At 63.7% G+C, this 20,735-nt stretch carries 15 protein-coding genes and 2 pseudogenes; 8 read left to right on the plus strand and 9 right to left on the minus strand.

Going from position 1 to position 20,735, the window contains the following annotated elements:
- Positions 1 to 139: 139 nt before the first annotated feature.
- Positions 140 to 1,219 (minus strand): DUF748 domain-containing protein, encoded by a 1,080-nt coding sequence (locus tag GYB81_RS05170; protein WP_161866303.1) that lies wholly within the window; start codon positions 1,217 to 1,219, stop codon positions 140 to 142.
- Between the two features lie 137 nt (positions 1,220 to 1,356).
- On the opposite strand from GYB81_RS05170, the gene cysK reads away from it, so the two are divergent.
- Positions 1,357 to 2,328: a cysteine synthase A gene (gene cysK, locus GYB81_RS05175; protein ID WP_161866302.1), complete on the plus strand. Its 972-nt coding sequence runs from the start codon at positions 1,357 to 1,359 to the stop codon at positions 2,326 to 2,328.
- A 122-nt stretch (positions 2,329 to 2,450) separates the two neighbouring features.
- On the opposite strand, the gene GYB81_RS05180 is transcribed toward cysK, so the two are convergent.
- Positions 2,451 to 3,341 carry a DMT family transporter gene (locus GYB81_RS05180; protein ID WP_161866301.1) on the minus strand — a complete coding sequence of 297 codons (891 nt, stop codon included), beginning with the start codon at positions 3,339 to 3,341 and terminating at the stop codon, positions 2,451 to 2,453.
- Positions 3,342 to 3,561: 220 nt separating this feature from the next.
- Here GYB81_RS05180 and aceK point away from each other — a divergent pair, with 220 nt between their 5' ends.
- Both aceK and GYB81_RS24945 read left to right on the plus strand, forming a co-directional pair.
- Positions 3,562 to 5,280 carry a bifunctional isocitrate dehydrogenase kinase/phosphatase gene (aceK, locus tag GYB81_RS05185; protein ID WP_161866300.1) on the plus strand — a complete coding sequence of 573 codons (1,719 nt, stop codon included), beginning with the start codon at positions 3,562 to 3,564 and terminating at the stop codon, positions 5,278 to 5,280.
- Positions 5,281 to 5,367: 87 nt separating this feature from the next.
- Positions 5,368 to 5,499 (plus strand): PA1414 family protein, encoded by a 132-nt coding sequence (locus GYB81_RS24945; RefSeq protein WP_017362870.1) that lies wholly within the window; start codon positions 5,368 to 5,370, stop codon positions 5,497 to 5,499.
- Between the two features lie 6 nt (positions 5,500 to 5,505).
- Here the strand turns inward: GYB81_RS24945 and GYB81_RS05190 are convergent, their stop codons facing one another.
- The 5 genes from GYB81_RS05190 to speB all read right to left on the minus strand — a co-directional run bounded on the left by GYB81_RS05190 (position 5,506) and on the right by speB (position 11,911).
- Positions 5,506 to 6,237 (minus strand): MBL fold metallo-hydrolase, encoded by a 732-nt coding sequence (locus tag GYB81_RS05190; RefSeq protein WP_161866299.1) that lies wholly within the window; start codon positions 6,235 to 6,237, stop codon positions 5,506 to 5,508.
- A 91-nt stretch (positions 6,238 to 6,328) separates the two neighbouring features.
- Positions 6,329 to 7,669 (minus strand): purine-cytosine permease family protein, encoded by a 1,341-nt coding sequence (locus tag GYB81_RS05195; RefSeq protein WP_161866298.1) that lies wholly within the window; start codon positions 7,667 to 7,669, stop codon positions 6,329 to 6,331.
- A 179-nt stretch (positions 7,670 to 7,848) separates the two neighbouring features.
- Positions 7,849 to 9,450 carry a 5-guanidino-2-oxopentanoate decarboxylase gene (locus GYB81_RS05200; RefSeq protein WP_161897746.1) on the minus strand — a complete coding sequence of 534 codons (1,602 nt, stop codon included), beginning with the start codon at positions 9,448 to 9,450 and terminating at the stop codon, positions 7,849 to 7,851.
- A 17-nt stretch (positions 9,451 to 9,467) separates the two neighbouring features.
- Positions 9,468 to 10,874, minus strand: a complete 1,407-nt coding sequence (locus tag GYB81_RS05205; RefSeq protein ID WP_161866296.1) for a YjiH family protein — start codon at positions 10,872 to 10,874, stop codon at positions 9,468 to 9,470.
- 77 nt (positions 10,875 to 10,951) lie between these two features.
- Entirely contained in the window at positions 10,952 to 11,911 is a 960-nt protein-coding gene (gene speB, locus GYB81_RS05210; protein ID WP_161866295.1) for an agmatinase, read from the minus strand.
- 236 nt (positions 11,912 to 12,147) lie between these two features.
- Between speB and GYB81_RS05215 the strand changes: the two genes are divergently transcribed.
- From GYB81_RS05215 to GYB81_RS05230, 5 genes and pseudogenes are all read left to right on the plus strand, one after another.
- Positions 12,148 to 13,704: an EAL domain-containing protein gene (locus GYB81_RS05215; protein ID WP_161866294.1), complete on the plus strand. Its 1,557-nt coding sequence runs from the start codon at positions 12,148 to 12,150 to the stop codon at positions 13,702 to 13,704.
- Positions 13,705 to 13,720: 16 nt separating this feature from the next.
- Positions 13,721 to 14,623, plus strand: coding sequence for a LysR family transcriptional regulator (locus tag GYB81_RS05220; protein WP_161866293.1), 903 nt, complete (start codon positions 13,721 to 13,723; stop codon positions 14,621 to 14,623).
- Positions 14,624 to 14,740: 117 nt separating this feature from the next.
- Positions 14,741 to 15,022, plus strand: a pseudogene (locus GYB81_RS25145) (PAS domain-containing protein); the annotation flags it as partial.
- 306 nt (positions 15,023 to 15,328) lie between these two features.
- Positions 15,329 to 16,306: pseudogene (locus tag GYB81_RS25150) on the plus strand (methyl-accepting chemotaxis protein); the annotation flags it as partial.
- A gap of 85 nt (positions 16,307 to 16,391) precedes the next feature.
- On the plus strand, positions 16,392 to 16,985 hold the full coding sequence (locus GYB81_RS05230; RefSeq protein WP_161866291.1) for a tRNA-uridine aminocarboxypropyltransferase: 594 nt from the start codon (positions 16,392 to 16,394) through the stop codon (positions 16,983 to 16,985).
- A 166-nt stretch (positions 16,986 to 17,151) separates the two neighbouring features.
- On the opposite strand, the gene GYB81_RS05235 is transcribed toward GYB81_RS05230, so the two are convergent.
- Both GYB81_RS05235 and GYB81_RS05240 read right to left on the minus strand, forming a co-directional pair.
- Entirely contained in the window at positions 17,152 to 18,510 is a 1,359-nt protein-coding gene (locus GYB81_RS05235) for an HlyD family type I secretion periplasmic adaptor subunit (RefSeq protein ID WP_161866290.1), read from the minus strand.
- An 11-nt stretch (positions 18,511 to 18,521) separates the two neighbouring features.
- Positions 18,522 to 20,672, minus strand: a complete 2,151-nt coding sequence (locus tag GYB81_RS05240) for a type I secretion system permease/ATPase (protein ID WP_161866610.1) — start codon at positions 20,670 to 20,672, stop codon at positions 18,522 to 18,524.
- Between the last annotated feature and the right edge of the window lie 63 nt (positions 20,673 to 20,735).

A 20,735-nucleotide genomic window follows, 5' to 3' on the forward strand; every position in this document is an offset into this window, starting at 1 on the left:
AATCCTCGAAACGGTAACGCGCGGGCCGGCCCGCAGCAGAAATTCAGAGCGCGACTATAACGCGCAGCTCCGGTGGCTGTGAACGCAGACGCAGTATTCAGTCACTGAATGGGCGGTCACCGCTGCTTTCGGCTACAGCTCAGCTGCCGTCCTGCTGAGGTGGCGGGCGTTCGTAGCGGGGCGTGAAGGCTTCGACGAAACCATTGCGCAGGATGCCGATGAAGGCCTGGAAGGCGCTGATATCCTGCTGGCGCGTGCTACCGCTGAGTTCGACACGGGTGGCGATCTGATCCTGACGCTGATTCTTCAGGACCTTCTCGCTGCCACCGACCAGAGCCTCCCATATCGAGCGCAGAAAGCCCTTGTCCTGGTCTTCCACATCCTGCTGCCAGTCAAACACCTCGACGTTGCGTAACAGCGGCTTGATGTAGCCACTGAGCTGAGCATCCTCGGCGGAGGCTTCGACTACCAGGTCGCCGTTACCGCTTTTGAAGTCGAACTTGCCATAGGCGTTGGCCAGGTCGTTGAGGCGCGTTAGCTCGATACCGGTGGCGCGTACGCGGAACTCGAAATCCTCGAAGTTGTGAAAGGGATCGAACACCGCCGTGGCTTCCAGTGGCGCGTGATCGAGCAGTTGCGCCGTGCCCTCGAAACGGGCGACGCGATCGCCCTGTTCGTCGGCCACGTTGGTCAGGTTGTAGAGGCTGGCGTCGATCGCATTGGCATGCAGCTTCACCGGTGGTGAGACGCTGAAATTGTAGAAGCCCAGCGTACCGTCGAGTACACGCACTTCGTTGAGGGTGATCGGCAGCAGCTTGTTCAACTGCTCGCGCCAGTCGACGCCTTCACCGGTCTGGGTGTCATCGCTGTTTTGCCCGTCGACGAAGTTCACTTGCGGCCGGTCGAAGATCACCCTGGCCACCACGGCCCGCTCCTGCCACAGGTCGCGCCAGCTCACTGAAATATCGATGCGCGGCGCCTCGACGAAGGGCACTGGCACCTGCTGTTCGGCCTTGACGATGTTCAGGCCGTTGATGCGATAGGCGCCGCGCCAGAGCGCGATGTCGATGTCTTCGATCTGCCCGCGGTAGTTGCCCATGTTCGCGAGCTTGTCATTGAGGTAGACGCGAATGACGTAGGGCAGGGCGACGTGCAGCACCACCAGCAGCGCGAGCAGGCTGAGGCAGATCCACAGCGGCAGGCTGTAACGGCGTTTCATCGGGTGTATCCGTCAGGTCTGATTCTCCACAGGTTGACTGCGCTAGCCGGGGCAGAGTTCGACCTTCCTGACGCTGGACGCGATGATTCATCAGGCATAGGCTGGTGAGCTCCGCAACGACAAGGAATCGATGCACCATGAGCCGCATTTTCGCAGACAACGCCCAGGCCATCGGCAATACACCGCTGGTGATGATCAACCGTCTGGGTCCGAAAGGCGTGACCATCCTGGCCAAGATCGAGGGCCGCAACCCGGCGTATTCGGTCAAGTGCCGTATCGGCGCCAGCATGATCTGGGACGCCGAGGAGCGCGGTGTGCTCAAGCCGGGCATGACCATCGTCGAGCCGACCTCCGGCAATACCGGCATCGGCCTGGCGTTCGTCGCTGCCGCGCGCGGTTACAAACTGGTGCTGACCATGCCGGCCTCGATGAGCCTGGAACGGCGCAAGGTGCTCAAGGCGCTCGGTGCCGAACTGGTGCTGACCGAGCCGGCCAAGGGCATGAAGGGCGCGATCGAGAAGGCCAACGAGCTGGTCGCTGCCAATCCTGACTATTACCTGCCGCAGCAGTTCGAGAACCCGGCCAACCCGGCCATCCATGAAAAGACCACCGGGCCGGAGATCTGGCGCGACACCGAAGGTGCCATCGATGTGCTGGTGGCCGGCGTCGGTACCGGCGGCACCATTACCGGCGTTTCGCGTTACATCAAGCAGACTCAGGGCAAGCCGATTCTGTCGGTGGCGGTGGAGCCGGTGGGCTCGCCGGTGATCAGCCAGACCCTGGCGGGTGACGAGGTCAAGCCGGCACCGCACAAGATCCAGGGCATCGGTGCCGGTTTCGTGCCGAAGAACCTCGACCTGGCGATGGTCGATCAGGTCGAGCAGGTCAATGACGACGAAGCCAAGGCCATGGCCCTGCGCCTGATGCGCGAGGAAGGCATTCTCTGCGGGATTTCCTGCGGCGCGGCGATGGCTGCGGCGGTGCGTCTGGCCGAGAAGCCGGACATGCAGGGCAAGACCATCGTGGTAATCCTGCCGGACTCCGGTGAGCGCTACCTGTCGAGCATGCTGTTCAGCGATCTGTTCACCGAGCAGGAGCTGCAGCAGTAAAGCGGCAGGGCTAGGGTGGATCGATGAAGCGCGATCCACCCTACGGCTTGGCCTGACCACCAGTCCGTAGCCCGGATGCAATCCGGGGATTCACGCCGCCTGCGCCCCGGATTTCATCCGGGCTACGCTCTGCTCACGCTCGGCCTGACCACCAGCCACAGGGCCAGGGCGATCAACAGGCAGCCGGGCAGGTAGTCCCAGCTCAGGGGCTCACCCAGCAGCAGGCCCCCCCACAGCACGCCGAACGGCGGGATCATAAAGGTGGTGGTACTGGCCCTGATCGGTCCGATATCGGCCAGCAGGCGGAAGTACAGCACGTAGGCGAACGCCGTACAGAGCAGACCGAGACCGGCCAGCGACAGCCACACCTCCATGCCACCCCAGCTTGGTGGTGGCTGCAGCGCCAGGCTGCCGGCGAACAGTGGCAGCAGGAACAGGCTGGCCCCGGCCAGGCTGGCGAAGGCGGTCAGGCGGTTGTCCAGGCCGCCCTGCTGGCCGATCCAGCGCCGGGTGAGAAAGCCGGCGAAGCCGTAGCATGTGGTGGCCACCAGACAGGCACCGGCGCCCAGCAGCAGGTCGAGATCGAAGGCCACCGGGCCGGTACGGGTCAGCACCGCCACGCCGAGCAGGCCGAGAAACACGCCCGCCGCCTTGCTCGGGGTGATGCCTTCATGGAAGAACAGTGCGCCGATCAGCACGCCCATCAGGGGCGTGGTGGCGTTGAAAATCGCCGAGTAGCCGGCCGGCAGGATCAGCGCCGCCAGGCAGTACATGGCTGAAGGCAGCCCGGCGTTGATCACGCCCAGCCCCAGGCAGATGCGCAGCTTGCCGCGAAAGTCCCAGTCACTGCGCAGCAGCACAAGCACGGCGAGCAGCCCGAGTGCGCCGAAGCTGGCGCGAAAGAAGGCGGTCGGCATGCTGCCCAGCACCGGTGCGGCAACGCGCATGAACAGGAAGCTGGCGCCCCAGATGGCAGCGAGCAGCAGCAGGCGAAGCAGATCGGCGGTACGCACGGCGAAGCATCCAACAGGGTGGGGGCGAGAGTGTTGCCGCTGGGCAGGGTTCTGGCAATCCGCATTGCACTTTTGAATGATTGGTAGGGCTCGGTGGCAGGGACGGTGTGGGAGGGCTTTAGCCGCGACCTGCAATGGTGGAGGCTTTGGCAATCAAGATTGCATCCAGGTCGGCGTTGTCGGCTAAGCTCGGCTGATCACTGCGGATGAGGCATGCGTAATGGGGCAACAATGGCCGGCCGGCGAGATCGCTCGCCTGATCCTCGATGGCTTCGACGATTATCGCGAGCACTTTCGCCAGATCACCGATGGCGCCCGCCTACGCTTCGAGCAGGCGCAGTGGCAGGAGGCGCAGCAGGCCTCGGCAGCGCGAATCAATCTGTACGAAGCGAAGGTTGCAGAAACCCGCGAACGCCTGCTGCAAGGGTTCGATGCTGCTCTGTTGGAGGTAAGCCAGTGGCCGCTGGTCAAGAGCGCCTATATCGCCCTGATCGATCGGCGTTTCGACGACGAGCTGGCGGAAACCTGGTTCAACTCGATCTTCTGCAGCCTGTTCAGCCATGACCAGATCAGCGATGGCTGCATGTTCATCCATACCACCCGGCCGTCGCTGCGCAACCAGCCCAGCGCCGCGCAGACGCGCAGCTACCGGCCCGCCGGAGAACTGCATCAGGCGCTGCAGGCGATCTTCGAGGATTACCGTTTCGATGTGCCTTACGAAGACCTGCCACGCGACCTGCAGCGCCTGGAAGAGCAACTGCGCGCCAGCCTGCCGGACTGGGTATGCAAGGACCCGGAGCTGTGCATCGAGCTGTTTTCCTCGGTGCTGTATCGCAACAAGGGCGCCTACCTGATCGGGCGCATCTACACCCGCGACGAACAATGGCCGCTGGCGATCCCGCTGCTGCACCGCGAAGCGCAGGGCATCCAGGTCGATGCGGCGATCACCGACGAGGCGGAGGTGTCGATCATCTTCTCGTTCACCCGCAGCTACTTCATGGTGGACGTGGCGATCCCAGCCGAGTTCGTCGGTTTTCTCAAGCGCATCCTGCCGGGCAAGCATATCGCCGAGCTGTACACCTCGATCGGCTTCTACAAGCACGGCAAGTCCGAGTTCTACCGTGCCCTGATCGGCCACCTGGCCAGCACCGACGACCGCTTCATCATGGCGCCGGGTGTGCGCGGCATGGTCATGAGCGTGTTCACCCTGCCGGGCTTCAATACCGTTTTCAAGATCATCAAGGACCGTTTCGCGCACGCCAAGACGGTGGACCGCAACACGGTGATCGAGAAGTACCGCCTGGTCAAAAGCGTCGACCGGGTAGGGCGCATGGCCGATACCCAGGAGTTTTCCGATTTCCGTTTCCCCAAGGCCAAGTTCGAGCCCGAATGTCTGGCCGAACTGCTGGAAGTAGCGCCCTCGACCGTGGTGGTGGAAGGTGACACCGTGCTGGTTCGGCACTGCTGGACGGAGCGGCGCATGACGCCGCTGAACCTCTATCTCGAAGGCGCCAGCGAGGCCCAGGTGCGCGAGGCGCTGGACGACTACGGCCTGGCCATCAAGCAACTGGCGGCGGCCAATATCTTCCCCGGCGACATGCTGCTGAAGAACTTCGGCGTCACCCGACATGGCCGCGTGGTGTTCTACGACTACGACGAGATCTGCTTTCTCACCGAAGTGAATTTTCGGCACATTCCGCCGCCGCGTTTTCCCGAGGACGAGATGAGCTCCGAACCCTGGTATTCGGTGGGGCCGATGGACGTGTTCCCCGAGGAGTTCCCGCCATTCCTGTTCGCCGATATCAAGCAGCGCCGGTTGTTCAGCCAACTGCATGGCAATCTCTATGACGCCGATTACTGGAAGCGATTGCAGGAGGCGATCCGCGCGGGCAAGGTGATCGACGTGTTCCCCTATCGGCGCAAGAGTCCGGTGATTTGACGGAGGCTGGTTGAAATCCGTTTGGCCCGGCCTAATCTGATAAGTGAGCCGCCGGCTCTTACCTTAACTTGGCAGGAGGTCGTACCCATGCTCGCCAAGCTGCAAGAACAACTGCAAGCCCTGCTGCAGGCCCTTGGCCTCGTCCCGCAACCTCAGCCGATTCGTATCAGCGAGGCCGAGCAGGAGCGCCTGCGTCGCGAAGCGCGTCAGCGCCGCTGAAGCTGTTCAGTCGAGATGGTGGGCGTCGAACCAGGCGTCTATCAGCTCGCGCATCCGCTGCCCCGAGAAACTCGCGAAATGCCCGCCATGCACGGTGCGCACGGGCAGTTCGCGCAGGCGCGCCAGACTCTGCGCGTAATCTTCCAGGTTCGAATGGTAGGCGTCCTCGATCAGCGGGCCGTCGTAGAGGATGTCGCCGGAAAACAGCGTCTGCGTCTGCGCTTCCCACAGGCTGATGCCGCCCGGTGAATGGCCGGGCGTGTGCAGCACCTGCAAGACCCGATTGCCCAGATCCAGCACGTCGCCATTCTCGATCAGACGCGTGGCCGGCGCAGCCCGTACGCGGTATTCGGCGTAGCACAGCGGGCAATCCGGGTGCGCCTCGAACATCTCGTCGCCGACGAAATCGGTGGCCAGGGTATTGGCGCCGTCCGGCGCGGCGAGGATATCGGCCTCGGCCGGATGCACCAAGCGCTCGGCGAATTCGTGATGCCCGGCGATATGGTCGAAGTGGCAGTGGCTGGCCACGGCCAGCAGCGGCTTTTCGGTCAGCCACGGCAGTTGCTCGCGCAGGCTGACCAGCCCGGAGCCGGAGTCGATCAACACGTCATGCTCGCGACCCTGCACATGCCACATGTTGCAGCGGTAGAAGGGGCGTACGTAGGGCTCGTGGATCAGGCAGATGCCATCGTGGCGGTGTTCCACCTCGAACCAGCGGTCACGGCTGACGATTTTCATGATGGGGACTTGCCTCATTGGCGGGTTGCACCCGCCCTACAGATTCGTATGGCGGGTAGGGCGGGTGCAACCCGCCACGATGTTCATCACGCTACGCCAGCTGCGCCCGTGGCACCAGCACCCAGCGGCGCAGGACCGTGTAGCTGGCGGCGGTGATCAGGAACACCGGCAGCGAAGCGCCCCAGGCCAGCGGCGAGATCCAGCCCCAGTAGTAGGCCAGCACTGCGCCCAGACCATAGGCGACGAAAGCGGCCGGGTTGAAGCCGTTCAGGTAACGGTAGCGGCCGCCGTCTTCGCTGAGCAGTTCGTCCACTGCGTAGTGGCCTCTGTGGATCAGGAAGTAGTCGGCGATCAGCACGGCGAAGGCCGGAATGAACACGCTGCCGATCACCAGCAGGAAATTCTGGAAGTTGTCGAGAATGCCGGGGATCTGCGAGCCGAGGATCGACAGTACGCCGATGGCCAGCGCCGGCTTCCAGAACGGAGTCTTCGGGCTGATGTTGAGGTACGAAAGCGAGGCGCTGTAGACGCACATGACGTTGGTGGTCATCACCGAGAGGAAGACCACGACGGCCGCCGGCAGACCGAAGCCGAAACCCGCCAGCAGCACCGCCGGGTCGTAGGTCTGCTCCATGCCGGTGAGTACCGAGAAGCCCGACACCGTGGCGCCGAGGCCCATGGCCAGCAGCGTGGCCGCGACATAGCCGACCCAGGTGCCGACCGCCGCCACGCCCTGGCTGCGGCAGTTGCGGTTGTAGTCGGCGGCCAGCGGAATCCAGGAGAACGCGGTGGCGATGACGATATCGAAGGCGATACCGGGGGTGATCTCGTTACGTGGCTCGGTAGGCATGGCCAGGAGGCTGGCGAACTCGAACTTCTGTCCCATCACGTAGAACACCGCGCCTGCCAGCAGGAGCATGCCGATGGCCGCCCAGCGCTCGACCCGCTCGATGCCCAGATGGCCGCGCAGGGCGATCAATAGCACCAGGGTCTCGCAGAGGATGGTGAACAGCGGCAGGTTGGAGTAGCCGGTCAGGTGCTCCACAGCATAGTTCAGGCTCATGCCGGCCAATAGCGCCTGGATCCAGCTCCAGGCCAGCAGGGTCAACAGGTTGACCAGCGAGGGTAGCTTGGCGCCGCGCGAGCCGTAGCTGCCGCGCGCCAGCACCATGGTGGTCAGGCCCGAGCGCTGGCCCATCAGGCCGACCAGCACCAGCGGCAGAATGCCGATACCCGAACCGATCAGCACGATAAGCATGGCCTGGGTAAATTTCAGATCCGGCACCAGCAGCATGCCGGTGAGGATGGTGGTGACCACCACGTTGGCGCCCAACCACAGGGCGATGGTGCCGCCCAGGCCGAGGCTGCGATGACCCTTGTCCGTAGGTGCGAGGCCGTCCTGGCCGAAATACTGGCTGAGATGCTTGAACATGGAACGACTCCCCGATGCTTGTTTATTGGTGTTGTAGGTACGGCAGTCAGTGATGCAGCTGAATCTTGTGGTTATGTCGGTAGCCCCGATGCAATCCGGGGCGGGATGTCGCGGCTAAAGCCCCTCCCACAGGGGCACCTCGATTTCCGTGGGAGGGGCTTTAGCCGCGATCAATGTCGTCAGGGGTGAAAGGGCGCGGCCTCCTGCACTTCGATGATCAGCGGGCGATCCTGCGGCGCGCTGCGCAGCAGCTCGGCCAGATGCGCATGGTCGCGCGCTCGTTCGGCGGCGCAGCCGAAACCGCGGGCGATGGCCAGCAGGTCCGGGGTGTAGATGTCGACGCCGATCGGCTCGATGTCGCGGCGCTGCATGTAGCGCTTGATCTCGCCATAACCGGCGTTGTTCCACAGCAGCACGATGATGCCTACCCGCGCTTCCACGGCGCTGGCCAGCTCGGGCAGGGTGAACTGGATGCCGCCGTCGCCCATCAGGCTGATCACCGGGCGCTGCGGCTCGGCCAGCTTGGCGCCGATGGCAGCCGGCAGGCCGTAGCCGAGGGTGCCGTAGCCGGTGGAGGCGTTGAACCAGCGGCGCGCGCCGTCCAGTTCCACCAGATGGTTGCCGCTGTACACGGTTTGCGTCGAGTCGCCGACGAAGCGGGCATCGGGCAGGGCATCCAGGATGCAGTCGAACAGCTGGCGGTAATGCGCCCAGCCGCTGAAATCCTCGTTCAGGCGTGCCTGCGCGGCGGCGGTGCGCCGTGCGCCGGGGCTGTCCGCACGGGGTTCGCCGGGGTTGAACTCGGCCAGCAACATGCGCATGGCCACGCGAGCATCGCCCTGGATCGCCAGGTGCGGGGTGAAGTTGCGCTGCAGCTGCTGGGCATCGATGTCGATGCGGATCAGCCGGCCGGGCAGACGGAAGTCGCCGTCGAACACCACGTCATAGTCGGTCTCGCCCAGCTCGGTGCCGATGGCCAGCACCACATCGGCCTCCAGCGCCAGGTCGCGCACCGGGCGCAGCGACTGGTTGCTGCCCAGCAGCAGCGGGTGGCCTGGCGGCAGCAGACCCTTGGTATTGATGGTCAACGCGGTCGGTGCATCCAGCGCGGCGGCCAGGGCGCGCGCTTCGGCTTCGGCGGCGACGCAACCACCACCGAGCAGCAGCAGGGGGCGTTCGGCCTGCTTGAGCAGGCCGGCGGCTTCGCGGATCAGCGTGCGATTCGGTGCCGGGCGGCGCACGGTCGGTCGCGGCGCCACGGCCATATGCGTGGCGTCGGCGGTGATGATGTCCAGCGGCAACTCGATATGCACCGGGCGCGGCCGCTCGCCCTCGAACACGGCGAAGGCGCGGGCCAGCACGCCGGGCAGCTCCTCGACGCTCATCAGGGTATGGCTGAAGGCGGTGACGCCCGCGGTCATTGCCCGCTGGTTGGGCAATTCGTGCAGATAGCCCTTGCCCAGGCCGAGGCGCGCCCGCTCGTTGACGCTGGAGATCACCAGCATCGGGATCGAGTCGGCGTAGGCCTGGCCCATGGCGGTGAGGATATTGGTCATCCCCGGGCCGGTGATGATGAAGCACACCCCCGGCTTGCCGCAGACTCGGGCATAGCCATCGGCCATGAATCCGGCGCCCTGTTCGTGGCGCGGCGTGATATGGCGGATACCGCTGGCCGGCAGGCCGCGGTACAGCTCCACGGTGTGCACGCCGGGAATGCCGAACACGGTATCGACGCCCCAGGCCTCGAGTTGCCTGACGAGAAATTCGCCACAGGTGGTCATGGTCATTCCTCCTGGCATCAGCCGACGATCCAGTGCGCCATCAGCGCGATGATCGGCAGGGTGATCAGGGTGCGGATGATGAAGATGACGAACAGCTCCAGCAGGTTCAGCGGCAGCTTGGCCTTGAGGATCAGCACGCCGACTTCGGACATGTAGATCAGCTGGGTCAGCGACACACAGGCGACCACGAAGCGCGTCAGCTCGCTTTCGATGCCCTTGCCCAGTACCGCCGGCAGGAACATATCGGCAAAGCCCACCAGCATGGCCGGCGCTGCCTTGGCCGCTTCCGGCAACTGCAGCAGCTCGAGCAGGGGCACGAAGGGGTAGGACAGCCAGTTGAAGATCGGTGTGAACTCGGCGATCGCCAGGGAAACGGTGCCGATGGCCATGACCAGCGGCAGCAGACCCAGCCAGATGTCGACCACGTTGTGCACGCCGATCCTGATCATCTGCGCTGGCGAGGGGTTGGCATTGGCGCGCTGAACCGCCTGGGTCAGCCCCCAGCGCAGCAGCGAGGTGCCGGCCGGCACGTCTTCCTGGATCTGCTTGCCGACGCCGGCGACGTATTCGTCCTTTTTCCACGACAGTGGCGGAATGCGCGGGGTGATGATCGCGGCGGCGAGGCCGGCGACCACCACGGTCAGATAGAACGGTACGAACAGGTGATCGATTTTCATGAAGCTGGTGATCAGCAGGCTGAAGGCGATCGAGGCGATGGAGAAGTTGGTCGCGATCACCGCGGCTTCCCGCGCACTGTAGAAACCTTTCTGATACTGCTGAGCCGTAATCAGCACACCAACGGTGCCGGAGCCGAGCCAACTGGCGATGGCGTCGATGGCCGAGCGCCCGGGTAGACCGAAGATCTTGCGAAACACATTACGCACGATGGTGCCGATGAACTCCATCAGACCGTAGTCGGTCAGCAGCGGCAGGATCAGGCCGGCAACCAGGAAGAAGGTGATCAGTACCGGCGCCAGGTCTTTCAGTACCACGCCGCCAGTGTTGGCGCTCCAGATCCATTCCGGGCCGAACTGCCAGAAGGTCATGGCGGCGAACAGCGCGCCGAGCACACGCAGGCCCAGCCACAGCGGATGCAGCACGAACAGGTCCTGCAGCGGTTGGCGCTCGCTCAGCCAGCGCGGCTTGAGCAGGCTGCCGAGGACGCCCAGCACGGCCGAGAGGATCAGCAGTGCGGTGGCGATAGCCGGCAGGTGGTCGTTGAACGCAGCCTTGAGCGCATCGGCCATCACGCCAAGGCCGATGGTCACCTTCTCTTCATAGACGATGGGGGTGAGAAACAGCAGTACGCCGAGCAGCGAGGGGATCAGGAAGATCAGAAACTGGCGCAGGTTGTAGGGCTGTGCGGCAAGGTCGTTGGCTGGCGGCTGCTTGTCCAGCGTTGGAGCAGCGTCTTCTCGATTCATCAGGGCACCCTAATTCTTGTTGTATGAACGTGCCGGGTGCCGCTATGGACACCCGTGCGGGTATAAAAAGCCGTGGGTCAGCGGCGCTGAACCCCCGGCAGCACGCAGAGCATTTCGTAGAGCAGGTTGGCACCGAGCAGCGAGGTGTTGCCGGTGGTGTCGTAGGGTGGCGAGACCTCGACCAGGTCGCCACCGATCAGGTCCAGGCCCTGGCAGCCACGGATGATCTCCATCGCCTGGATGGTGGTCAGGCCGCCGATTTCCGGGGTGCCGGTGCCGGGGGCCCAGGCCGGGTCGATGCCGTCGATGTCGAACGACAGGTAGACCGGGCCGCCGCCGACCTTCTCGCGTACTTCGGCCATCAGCGGCGCCAGCGACTGGTGCCAACACTCTTCGGCCTGCACCACACGGAAGCCCTGCTTGCGGCTCCAGTTGAAGTCCTCGGCGGTGTAGCCCTGGGCGCGCAGGCCGATCTGCACCACGCGCTGGCTATCCAGCAGGCCTTCTTCCTGGGCGCGGCGGAAGGTGGTGCCGTGGGCGATCTTCTCGCCGAACATGTGGTCGTTCACATCGGCGTGGGCATCGACGTGCACCAGGCCGATCTTGCCGAACTTCTTGTGCAGGGCACGCAGGATCGGCAGGGTGATGGTGTGATCGCCACCCAGGGTCAGCGGCTTGATGCCGTACTCGACGATCTCGTCGTAGGCCTCTTCGATGATGCGCACGGCGTCGAGCAGGTTGAAGGTGTTGATCGCCACGTCGCCGATGTCGGCCACGTTCAGCGAGTCGAAGGGCGCGGCGCCGGTGGCCATGTTGTACGGGCGGATCATCACCGACTGGGCGCGGATTTCGCGCGGGCCGAAGCGGGTGCCGGAGCGCAGCGAGGTGCCGATGTCCAGCGGCACGCCGACGAAGGCGGCGTCGAGCTGGCGTTTTTCCTCGGGGCTCTGGATATGCGGCAGGCGCATCATGGTGGCGATGCCGCCGAAGCGGGGCATTTCGTTGCCGCCCAGGGGCTGATGAAAAGCGTTGTCCATGGGAGGGCCTCACGGTTGTTGTGTTTGTAGGAATCGTTGCCGCGGATTCTTGGTCAGCTGTTCATCAGGAAAAATCGGTTGAGGCAAAAACTTAGTTCAGAGATTTCTAAACTAACCCTTCGGTACTAGACTGATCGACCTCAGCTCCGAAGCCGCCGCCGTTATCTGTCAGCCTCAGTGCGGCGGCGTGTGGGGGGTGTTGCGTCTGAGACTGAACTGACGGCGAGGAAGCCCGGATGCCGCTAACCGCTTACCGCGCCAATAGTCTGCGCCTTCGGCTGTGCGCATCTCTCACGGTAGGAATGCTGCCGATCGTACTCGGCCTGATATTTCTGTACGTGCAGGCCGGAATCGTGCTGCGTGATATCAGTCGTACCAGCGCCGCCGACGCCGTGCGCCAGATCGACCTGATGCTCGACAATGCTGGCTTGGCCGCCGGTGAGGTATTGCCGCAGGTCGGCAGACCCTGCGAAGAGGTCGAACTGGTACTGCGCGAGCAGGTCGCCACCGTGCCCTTCGTGCGTTCTGTCAACCTGATGGAAGACGGACGGCTGTACTGCTCATCGCTGTTCGGCGCATTCGAGGAGCGGGTCGATTCTGCCGCTTACGTAGCCGGGCGGCTGCGGCTGCTGGCGGGCAAGCCGGTCACCCCGAATCATTCGTTGCTGGTGTATCGCGACGTCGTGGACGAGCGCGGCGCGCTGGTGGCGATCGACGGACGTTACCTGGCCAATGTGTTGCAGTCGGTGGACCGCGGCGCCTTCATGCAATTGCTGGTGGGGGAGCAGTGGATGCCGCGCAGCGGGCTGGTGCGGGCGGGGCGCCTGCCCGAATACCCCCTGGCTCAGGTCGCGCTGAAGTCGGCGCGCTATCCCTATCAGGTGCGCGCGGCGTTTCCCGGAGGCGCGCGGCTGCGCTACATGGGCGAGCAATATCCGGTGCTTTTCGTGCTGCTGGGGCTGCTGGGTGCGTTGGCCGGCGTTGGCACCCACTGGTTGCTGGCGCGTTCCAGCTCGCCCAGCATCGAATTGCGTCGTGCGCTGCAGGCCGGGGAATTCATTCCCTATTTCCAGCCGCTGGTGCGCAGCGGTTCGCAGCAGTGGATAGGTGCCGAGGTGCTGATGCGCTGGCAGCACCCGCGCGAGGGCCTGGTGCGTCCGGATCTGTTCATTCCCTTGGCGGAACGCTCCGGCCTCATCGTGCCCATGACGCGAGAGCTGATGCGGCAGACCGCCGACTTGCTGGCGCCGGTGGCAGATCGACTCGGCGGTGGTTTTCACATCGGCATCAACATCGCAGCCGCACATTGCCGTAGCCGCGAACTGGTCGAGGACTGCCGGAGCTTTCTGCAAGCCTTCGTACCGGGTCAGGTGGTGCTGACGCTGGAACTGACCGAACGCGAACTGCTGGAGCCGGACGCCTTCACCGATCAGCTGTTCGCCGACTTGCACGAGATGGGCGTGAAGATCGCCCTGGACGACTTCGGCACTGGTCACTCCAGTCTGAGTTACCTGCACAAGCTCAAGGTGGACTATTTGAAGATCGACCAGAGTTTCGTTGCCATGATCGGCAAGGATGCGCTGTCGTTGCACATTCTCGATAGCGTGATCGAGCTGTGTGCCAAGCTGCAACTGGAGGTGATCGCCGAAGGGGTAGAGGATGAACAGCAGCGCCGCTACCTGGCCGACCTGCAGGTCGACTATCTCCAGGGTTACCTGATTGGCCGACCGCTTCCGGCCGGCGAGTTTCTCTCCCGTGCGTGTTCTGACCTGGCTGCAACCAATCCGTCATAACACTAGACTGCTCAGCATGCTGACTCATTCCTCTTCGCTACCCGATCTCAAACTGCTTCGTGTCTTTGCCTGTGTGGTGCGCCACCAGGGCTTTGCCGCTGCGCAGCAGGAGCTGAACCTGTCTACCTCGGCCATCAGCACCTACATGAGTCAGCTGGAAAGCCAGCTCGGCATCGTGCTTTGCCATCGCGGCCGTGGTGGCTTCAGCCTCACCAGCAAGGGCGAACTCTTCCATCAGGAAACTCTGCGCCTGCTGAGCGAGCTGGAGGATTTCGAGCGTTACTCGGCGGCGCTCAAGGGGGAGTTGCGTGGCACACTCAATCTTGGAGTACTGGACTCGACCGTCAGCGATCCTGCACTGCCGCTGCCTGACGTGATCGGTGCATATAGTCAGGAACACCCCGGCGTGCATCTGCATCTGTCGGTAATGAGCCCATACGAGCTTCAGCTGGCGGTACTGGACAACCGTCTGGATCTGGCCATCGGCGCTTTTTCCACGCGAATGACCGGCCTGGTCTATCAACCGTTGTACCGCGAGCAGCACTGGCTCTATTGCAGCGAGCGGCATTCATTGTTCGAGCAGCGCCGTATTCCCGCCGAAGTGATCACCCAGCAACGTATGGTCGGCCGCGGCTACTGGAGCCAGGCGGAGCTTGCCCGACATGGATTCAAGCACAGCGCGGCAACTGTGGAGTCGATGGAGGCGCAGCTGATTCTGGTGCTCTCCGGCGCCTATATCGGCTATCTGCCGGAGCATTACGCGCAGCCCTGGGTCGATCAGAAACGCCTCAAGGTACTGCTGCCCACCACCTTCGGCTATCAGGCACCGTTCTCCCTGATCCTGCGTCGAGGCCGCTCGCGTGAGCCTCTGATCCAGACGTTCCGAGATTTGCTCAAGACGCAACTGCAACAGATCTGAATCGGCATCGGCGCTATTGTCCAAAAGGCTTACAGCCTAACGCTGGCGCGCTTATTAGGCTGTGCTAGTACTTATTCATACGTCTGCCTCAACTCCAATGCGAACAGGGAAGCCTCGATGCGCCAGAACCTGCCCGTGACTCAGCGGGAAAGAACCTTCCCTGCGGAAGAACGCCTGATTTCCACCACCGACCTCAACAGCAAGATCACCTACTGCAACGATGCATTCGTCGAGATCAGCGGCTTCACGCGTGAGGAGTTGATCGGCCAGCCGCATAACCTCGTGCGACACCCGGACATGCCACCGGCAGTGTTTGGCCATATGTGGGACACGATCAAGCAGGGCAAACCCTGGATGGGGATCGTCAAGAATCGCTCGAAGAATGGTGACTACTACTGGGTCAGCGCCTACGTCACACCGATCTACGAGAACGGCCGGATTGCCGGATACGAGTCGGTGCGTTCATTACCGACAGAGGCGCAGAAGCGTCGCGCCGAGGCGCTTTACGCCCGCTTGCGTGCCGGCAAGCCGCCGGTACCGAAGCTCGAGTACTGGACATACGATCTGCTGCGTTCCTGGCCATTGATCGTCGCGGCATTCCTGATCATCGCGGCGCACTGGCTGATCTCGGGTTGGCCGCTGATGGCCTTTATCGTCCTGACCCTGTTTGCGCTGGGCTCCTACCAGCTTCATAGCAAGCGACAGCTCATCCGCCGTACCTTGGCCGAGCATCCGAAAGCCTTCACCAGCGGTTTGGTGGCGTTGACGTACAGCGACAATCGCGGTGCCCAAGCGCTGCTGGACATGGCGATGATCAGCGAGGAGGCGCGCTTGCAAACGGCCCTGACACGACTCGAGGATGCCGGGGAAAACGTCAAGAAGCGCGCCACTCAGTCTGCTGAACTGTCGCGCTCTGGCGCGCAGCTACTCGATCAGCAGCGGGCCGAAACCGACCAGTCGGCGACGGCCATCAACGAGATGGCGGCGACCATTCAGGAAGTCGCACACAACGTGCAGAACACCTCGCACGCTGCCGAAGAGGCTGACCGTCTGGCTCGCGAGGGGCGTGATCTGGCCGTGGGCAGCCTCGATTCCATGCGGCAGATGGCCAAGGCCGTCAGCGATATCGGTCAGGCGGTCAACGAGCTGGCCAACTCCACCCAGTCCATCGGCAGCGTGGCCGATGTGATCACCTCGATCGCCGAGCAGACCAACCTGCTGGCACTCAACGCAGCCATCGAAGCGGCGCGCGCAGGCGAACAGGGCCGTGGTTTCGCGGTGGTGGCCGATGAGGTGCGCTCGCTGGCTTCGCGCACACGTCAGTCCACCGAACAGATCCACCAGATCATTTCTGACCTGCGTGCCGGCGCCGAGCGTGCGGTGCTGACGGCGGGCAAGGGGGAGGAAATTTCCCGCGGCAGCGTAGAGAGCGTGGAGTCGGTGCGCGATGCGCTGGAGGGCATCAGCTCGGCGGTGACGCGCATCACCGGCATGAGCCAGCAGATGGCGGCGGCGTCCGAAGAGCAGAGTCATGTGGCCGATGACATCAGCCGGCAGATCACTCGTATCGCTCAGCTTTCCGACCACAGTGCCGGTCAGGCGCATCAGGGCGCAGCCATCAGCCGTGAACTGGAGGAAATGGCCGACTACCTGCACAGCCTGGCAGAGCGCTTCAACCGCTGATTCTTTAGCCCGGCTGCAATCCACGGCATGATTCGGATTGCATCCGGGCTACGCGCGGGCAGGGGGTTCTGGCAAACTGCGCGGCATGCCTCGTCCGACCTGTCCCCGTTGTCAGCGCCCCCTCAGCCTCTGTCTCTGCCCGCTGATTCCCGATCTCGATAGTCGTACTCGTGTGCTCATCCTGCAGCACCCGAGTGAGGTCGGTCATGCGCTGAATACCGCTCGCCTGGCTGCGCTTGGTTTGCGCAATGCGCAGCTGCACGTCGGCGAGGTCTTCGAGGATCTGCCGCAACTGCTCGCCCAACCTGACCACCAGGCCTGCCTGCTGTTTCCCGGTGAAGAGTCCGTCGCCCTGGGCGCTTATGCGCCCGACGAGAGACCCTTGCTGTTGGTGGTGCCCGATGGCACCTGGCGCAAGGCGCGCAAGCTGCTGCACCTCAATCCGCGATTGGCGGCATTGCCCCGCGTCAGCCTTAACGGCGCTGCGCCGTCGCGTTATCGTCTGCGCAAGGCGCCGCAAGAGGGGGCTCTGTCGACCATCGAGGCGATCACTGCCGCGCTGGATGTGTTGGAAGCGCCAAAGCGTTTCGATGCGTTGCTGCGGCCCTTCGATGCGCTGATCGAAGGGCAGATCGCGGCGATGGGGCAGGACGTGTACATGCGCAATCATCAGCGCTGATGAGGTCCGCACGGTGCACCCTAGGCTATCGCTTCGGCGCGTAGCCCGGATGCAATCCGGGGAGGTTCTGCGTCTCGACTATCAATCGCGGATTTCATCCGGGCTACGCAGCTACGGTGTCGCGTCGGCCGCGTAGTCGGGTGATTGGCATGGGCGCGGCGCGGTCTCAGCGTTCGCGCATGGCTTCCGAGCGCGCCTTGAGTACGGGCTTAAGCAGGTAGGCCAGCACGCTTTTCTCACCGGTGATGATGTCCACGGTGGCGACCATGCCGGGGATGATCAGCAATGGATTCTCTTCGCTGCCCAGGTGGCTTTTCTCCGTACGTACCTGGATCAGGTAGAAACTGTTTCCTTCCTCGTCGGTGATGGTGTCGGCGCTGATCAGCTCCAGATTGGCCTTGAGCCCGCCGTAGATGGTGTAGTCGTAGGCGGTGAACTTGACCATGGCCTTCTGCCCGGGATGGAGGAAAGCCACGTCCTGCGGGCGCACCTTGGCCTCGATCAGCAGGCTGTCATCCAGCGGCACGATTTCCAGCATGTCGCTGCCCGGCTGCACTACGCCGCCGATGGTGTTGACCTTGAGCTGCTTGATCACCCCGCGCACCGGGGAGGTCACGGTAGTGCGGGTAACCTTGTCCTCGATGGCGACACTGGTAGCGGTGATCTTCTGCAGTTCGGTGCGCACCTCGTTGAGCTCCTTAAAGGCATCGGAGCGGAAACTGAGCTCGGATTCTTCCATCTTGCTTCTGATTTCGCTCATCGCCGCTTCGGCGCGGGGAATGGCCAGGTTGGTGGCTTCCAGGGAGCCTCGCACTTCCACCAGACTACGACGCAGGCGCAGCACTTCGACCTGTGAAATCGCCCCGGAGGCCACCAGCGGTTGCGACATGTTCAGCTCCTGCTGCAGCAAACCGAGGCTGGAACGGTATTGCTGGGCCTTGGAGCGGAACTCGGCCAGTTCCTGTTCCTTCTGGCGCAGTTGCTCGCCAAGGGTGCGTTGCTCGCTTTGCAGTCGCTGTTGCCGTGAGCGGTACAGGGCCAGTTCGTCTTCGGCCAGTTGTGGCGCGCCTTGTGTGATCTGCTCCGGCAGGCTGGGCGCGCGCCCCTCGGCTTCGGCGCTGAGCCTCTCCAGGCGGGCCATCAGCGCCAGGCGATCGGCTTCGGTTTCGCCACGGTTGGACAGAAAACGGGTGTCATCCAGCCTTAACAGTGTGTCGCCCTTGTCCACCACCTGGCCTTCGCGGACGAAGATTTCGCTGACGATGCCGCCTTCGAGATTCTGAATCACCTGCACCTTGCTCGAGGGAATGGCCTTGCCCTCACCGGTAGTGACTTCCTCCAGCACGGCGAAGTGGGCCCAGACCAGTGCGCTGAGCAGGCAGGCGCTGACCGCCCACACCGTGATGCGACTCAACCAGGGAGAATCCTCGAGGATGGCACCTTCCACTTCCGGCATGAATTCGCTGTCCTGGCGTTTTTCGCGCAGGCTGCCAAAGTAACCGCCGAGACTTTGAGTTGCTTGCATGGCTGGAGCTCCTACAGGCTGGCGGGGCCGACACGGCCCTTGCGCAGGGCTTCGATGACGGCATCCTTCGGCCCATCCGCTACGACATGGCCGTTGTCCAGCACGGCGAGGCGGTCGACCAGGCTGAGCATGGAGGCGCGATGGGTGATCAGGATCAGGGTCTTGCCTTGCACCCATTTGTGCAGACGCTGGCGCAGCAGATCCTCGCTGGTGTTGTCCATGGCGCTGGTGGGTTCGTCGAGCACCAGAATCGGCGGGTCGAGCAACAGCGCGCGGGCCAGCAGTACGGCCTGGCGTTGGCCGCCGGAGAGCAGTTGGCCACGCTCGCCCACCGGCCGGTCGAAGCCCTGCGGATGCTGGCGCGCCAGGTCGACCACGCCGGTCAGCTCGGCGACTTCGAGCATGCGTGCATCGCTGATGTAGCGCGCACCCAGGGTCAGGTTGTCGCGCAGGCTACCGGCAAGAAGCGGCAGGTCGTGGGCGACGTAGCCGATCTGGTGGCGCAGGTCGGCGACGTCGAGCTGACGCAGATCGAGATTATCCAGCAGTATCTGACCTTCATCGGCGCAGTAGAACGCCATCAGCAGACGGGCCAGGGTGCTCTTGCCCGATCCGCTGCGACCGATGATGCCGAGGCGTTCGCCAGCTCCCAGCCGCAGGCTGACATTGCTCAGCGCCGGGGTGCTCTGACCGGGGTAGGTAAAGCTGATCTGGCGCACCTCCAGCGCCCCCTTGAGCTGAGTGCGATCCAGCGGACGCTGCTTGTCCTGACGCTCCTGCGGCAGGGCCATCAGCGCGTCGGTGCTGGTCATGGTCAGGCGCGCCTGCTGGTAGCGGGTAATCAGCCCGGCGATCTGTCCCAATGGCGCGAGAATCCGGCTACCGAGCATGTAGCAGGCCACCAGCGCGCCGACGCTGAGATTGCCGGCGATGATCAGGTAGACCCCGGCGATTATGGTGGCCATGCCGGCGAATTGCTGAAGAAACAGGGTGCCGTTGGTGGCCAGCGAGGCAAGGAACTTGGCGTGACCATCCAGGCGCGTGAGGGCACCATGGGTCTGTTCCCACTGATGCTGACGTTCGCTCTCGGCGCCACACACCTTGAGCATCTCCAGCCCGCCAAGCGTTTCGATCAGCAGTGCCTGGCGCTGCGCACCGAGTTGCAGACTCTTTTGCACGGTATCGCGCAGGCGCACCTGGATGATCCAGGCGAAAAGAATGGTGATGGGGAAGGCCAGCACCGGGATGACCACCAGCGGTCCGCCGATCAGACCGATCACCAGCAGCATGAGCAGAGAGAAGGGCAGGTCAATCAGGCTGGTCAGGGTCACGGCGGTGAGAAAATCGCGCAGCCCCTGAAAGTCGTGAATGCTCTGGGCGAAGCCGCCGATGGTCGCCGGACGTGCCTTCATCGACATAACGGTGATGCGCTCGAACAGGGTGGCTGAAAGCACCACGTCGGTCTTCTTGCCGGCGGTGTCGAGCAGATGCGCCCGCAGCACTTTCAGCAGCAGTTCGAAGCCGGTACCGATCAGCAGACCGATGGCCAGCACCCAGAGCGTCGCGGTGGCCTGGTTCGGCACCACACGATCGTAGGTCTGCATCACAAACAGCGGCACCATCAGCCCCAGCAGGTTGATCAGCAGGCTGGCCAGCACGGCATCGGTGTAGAGCCAGCGTGACAGCTTGAGGGTGTCGCGGAACCAGGCCTCGATGCGTGGCACCAGCGGCGTGCGGGCTTCCTCCAGTTCATGCCGTGGGCGAGCGAAGAACGCCTGACCGCTGTATTCGGCAGCCAGTTGCTCGCGGCTGACCCACTGTTCGCCGCCGTCGGTTTCGCAGGGCAGAATCAGCGCCTGCTGCTTTGGCCCCCATTGGCGCAGCACCGCGCTGCGGCCATTTTTGAGCAGCAGCAGTACGGGCAGGTTGAGCGGTGAAATGCTGGCGAGATCGCGCTGCAGCAGGCGACCCTGCAGCCCTGCCCGGGCCGCGGCGCGGGCCAGCAGGTCGGGGCTCAGGCGTTGTGCCGGCAACGGCAGGCCGGCGCTCAGACTGCCACGGCTGGCGCTGCAGCCGTGCAGCCGACAGAGGATCAACAAACCATCCAACAACGGATCGTCGTGACTGAGCCGCGGATCACTGGCAGGCCCTGGCCGTTCCATGCTGGTCAATTTCTACTACTCCTCAGAGCCTGTTCAGCCCTTTTGCCGCGCGTCGAGCCCGAG

It is taken from the genome of Pseudomonas yangonensis, assembly GCF_009932725.1.
GTDB classification, from domain to species: Bacteria; Pseudomonadota; Gammaproteobacteria; order Pseudomonadales; family Pseudomonadaceae; genus Aquipseudomonas; species Aquipseudomonas yangonensis.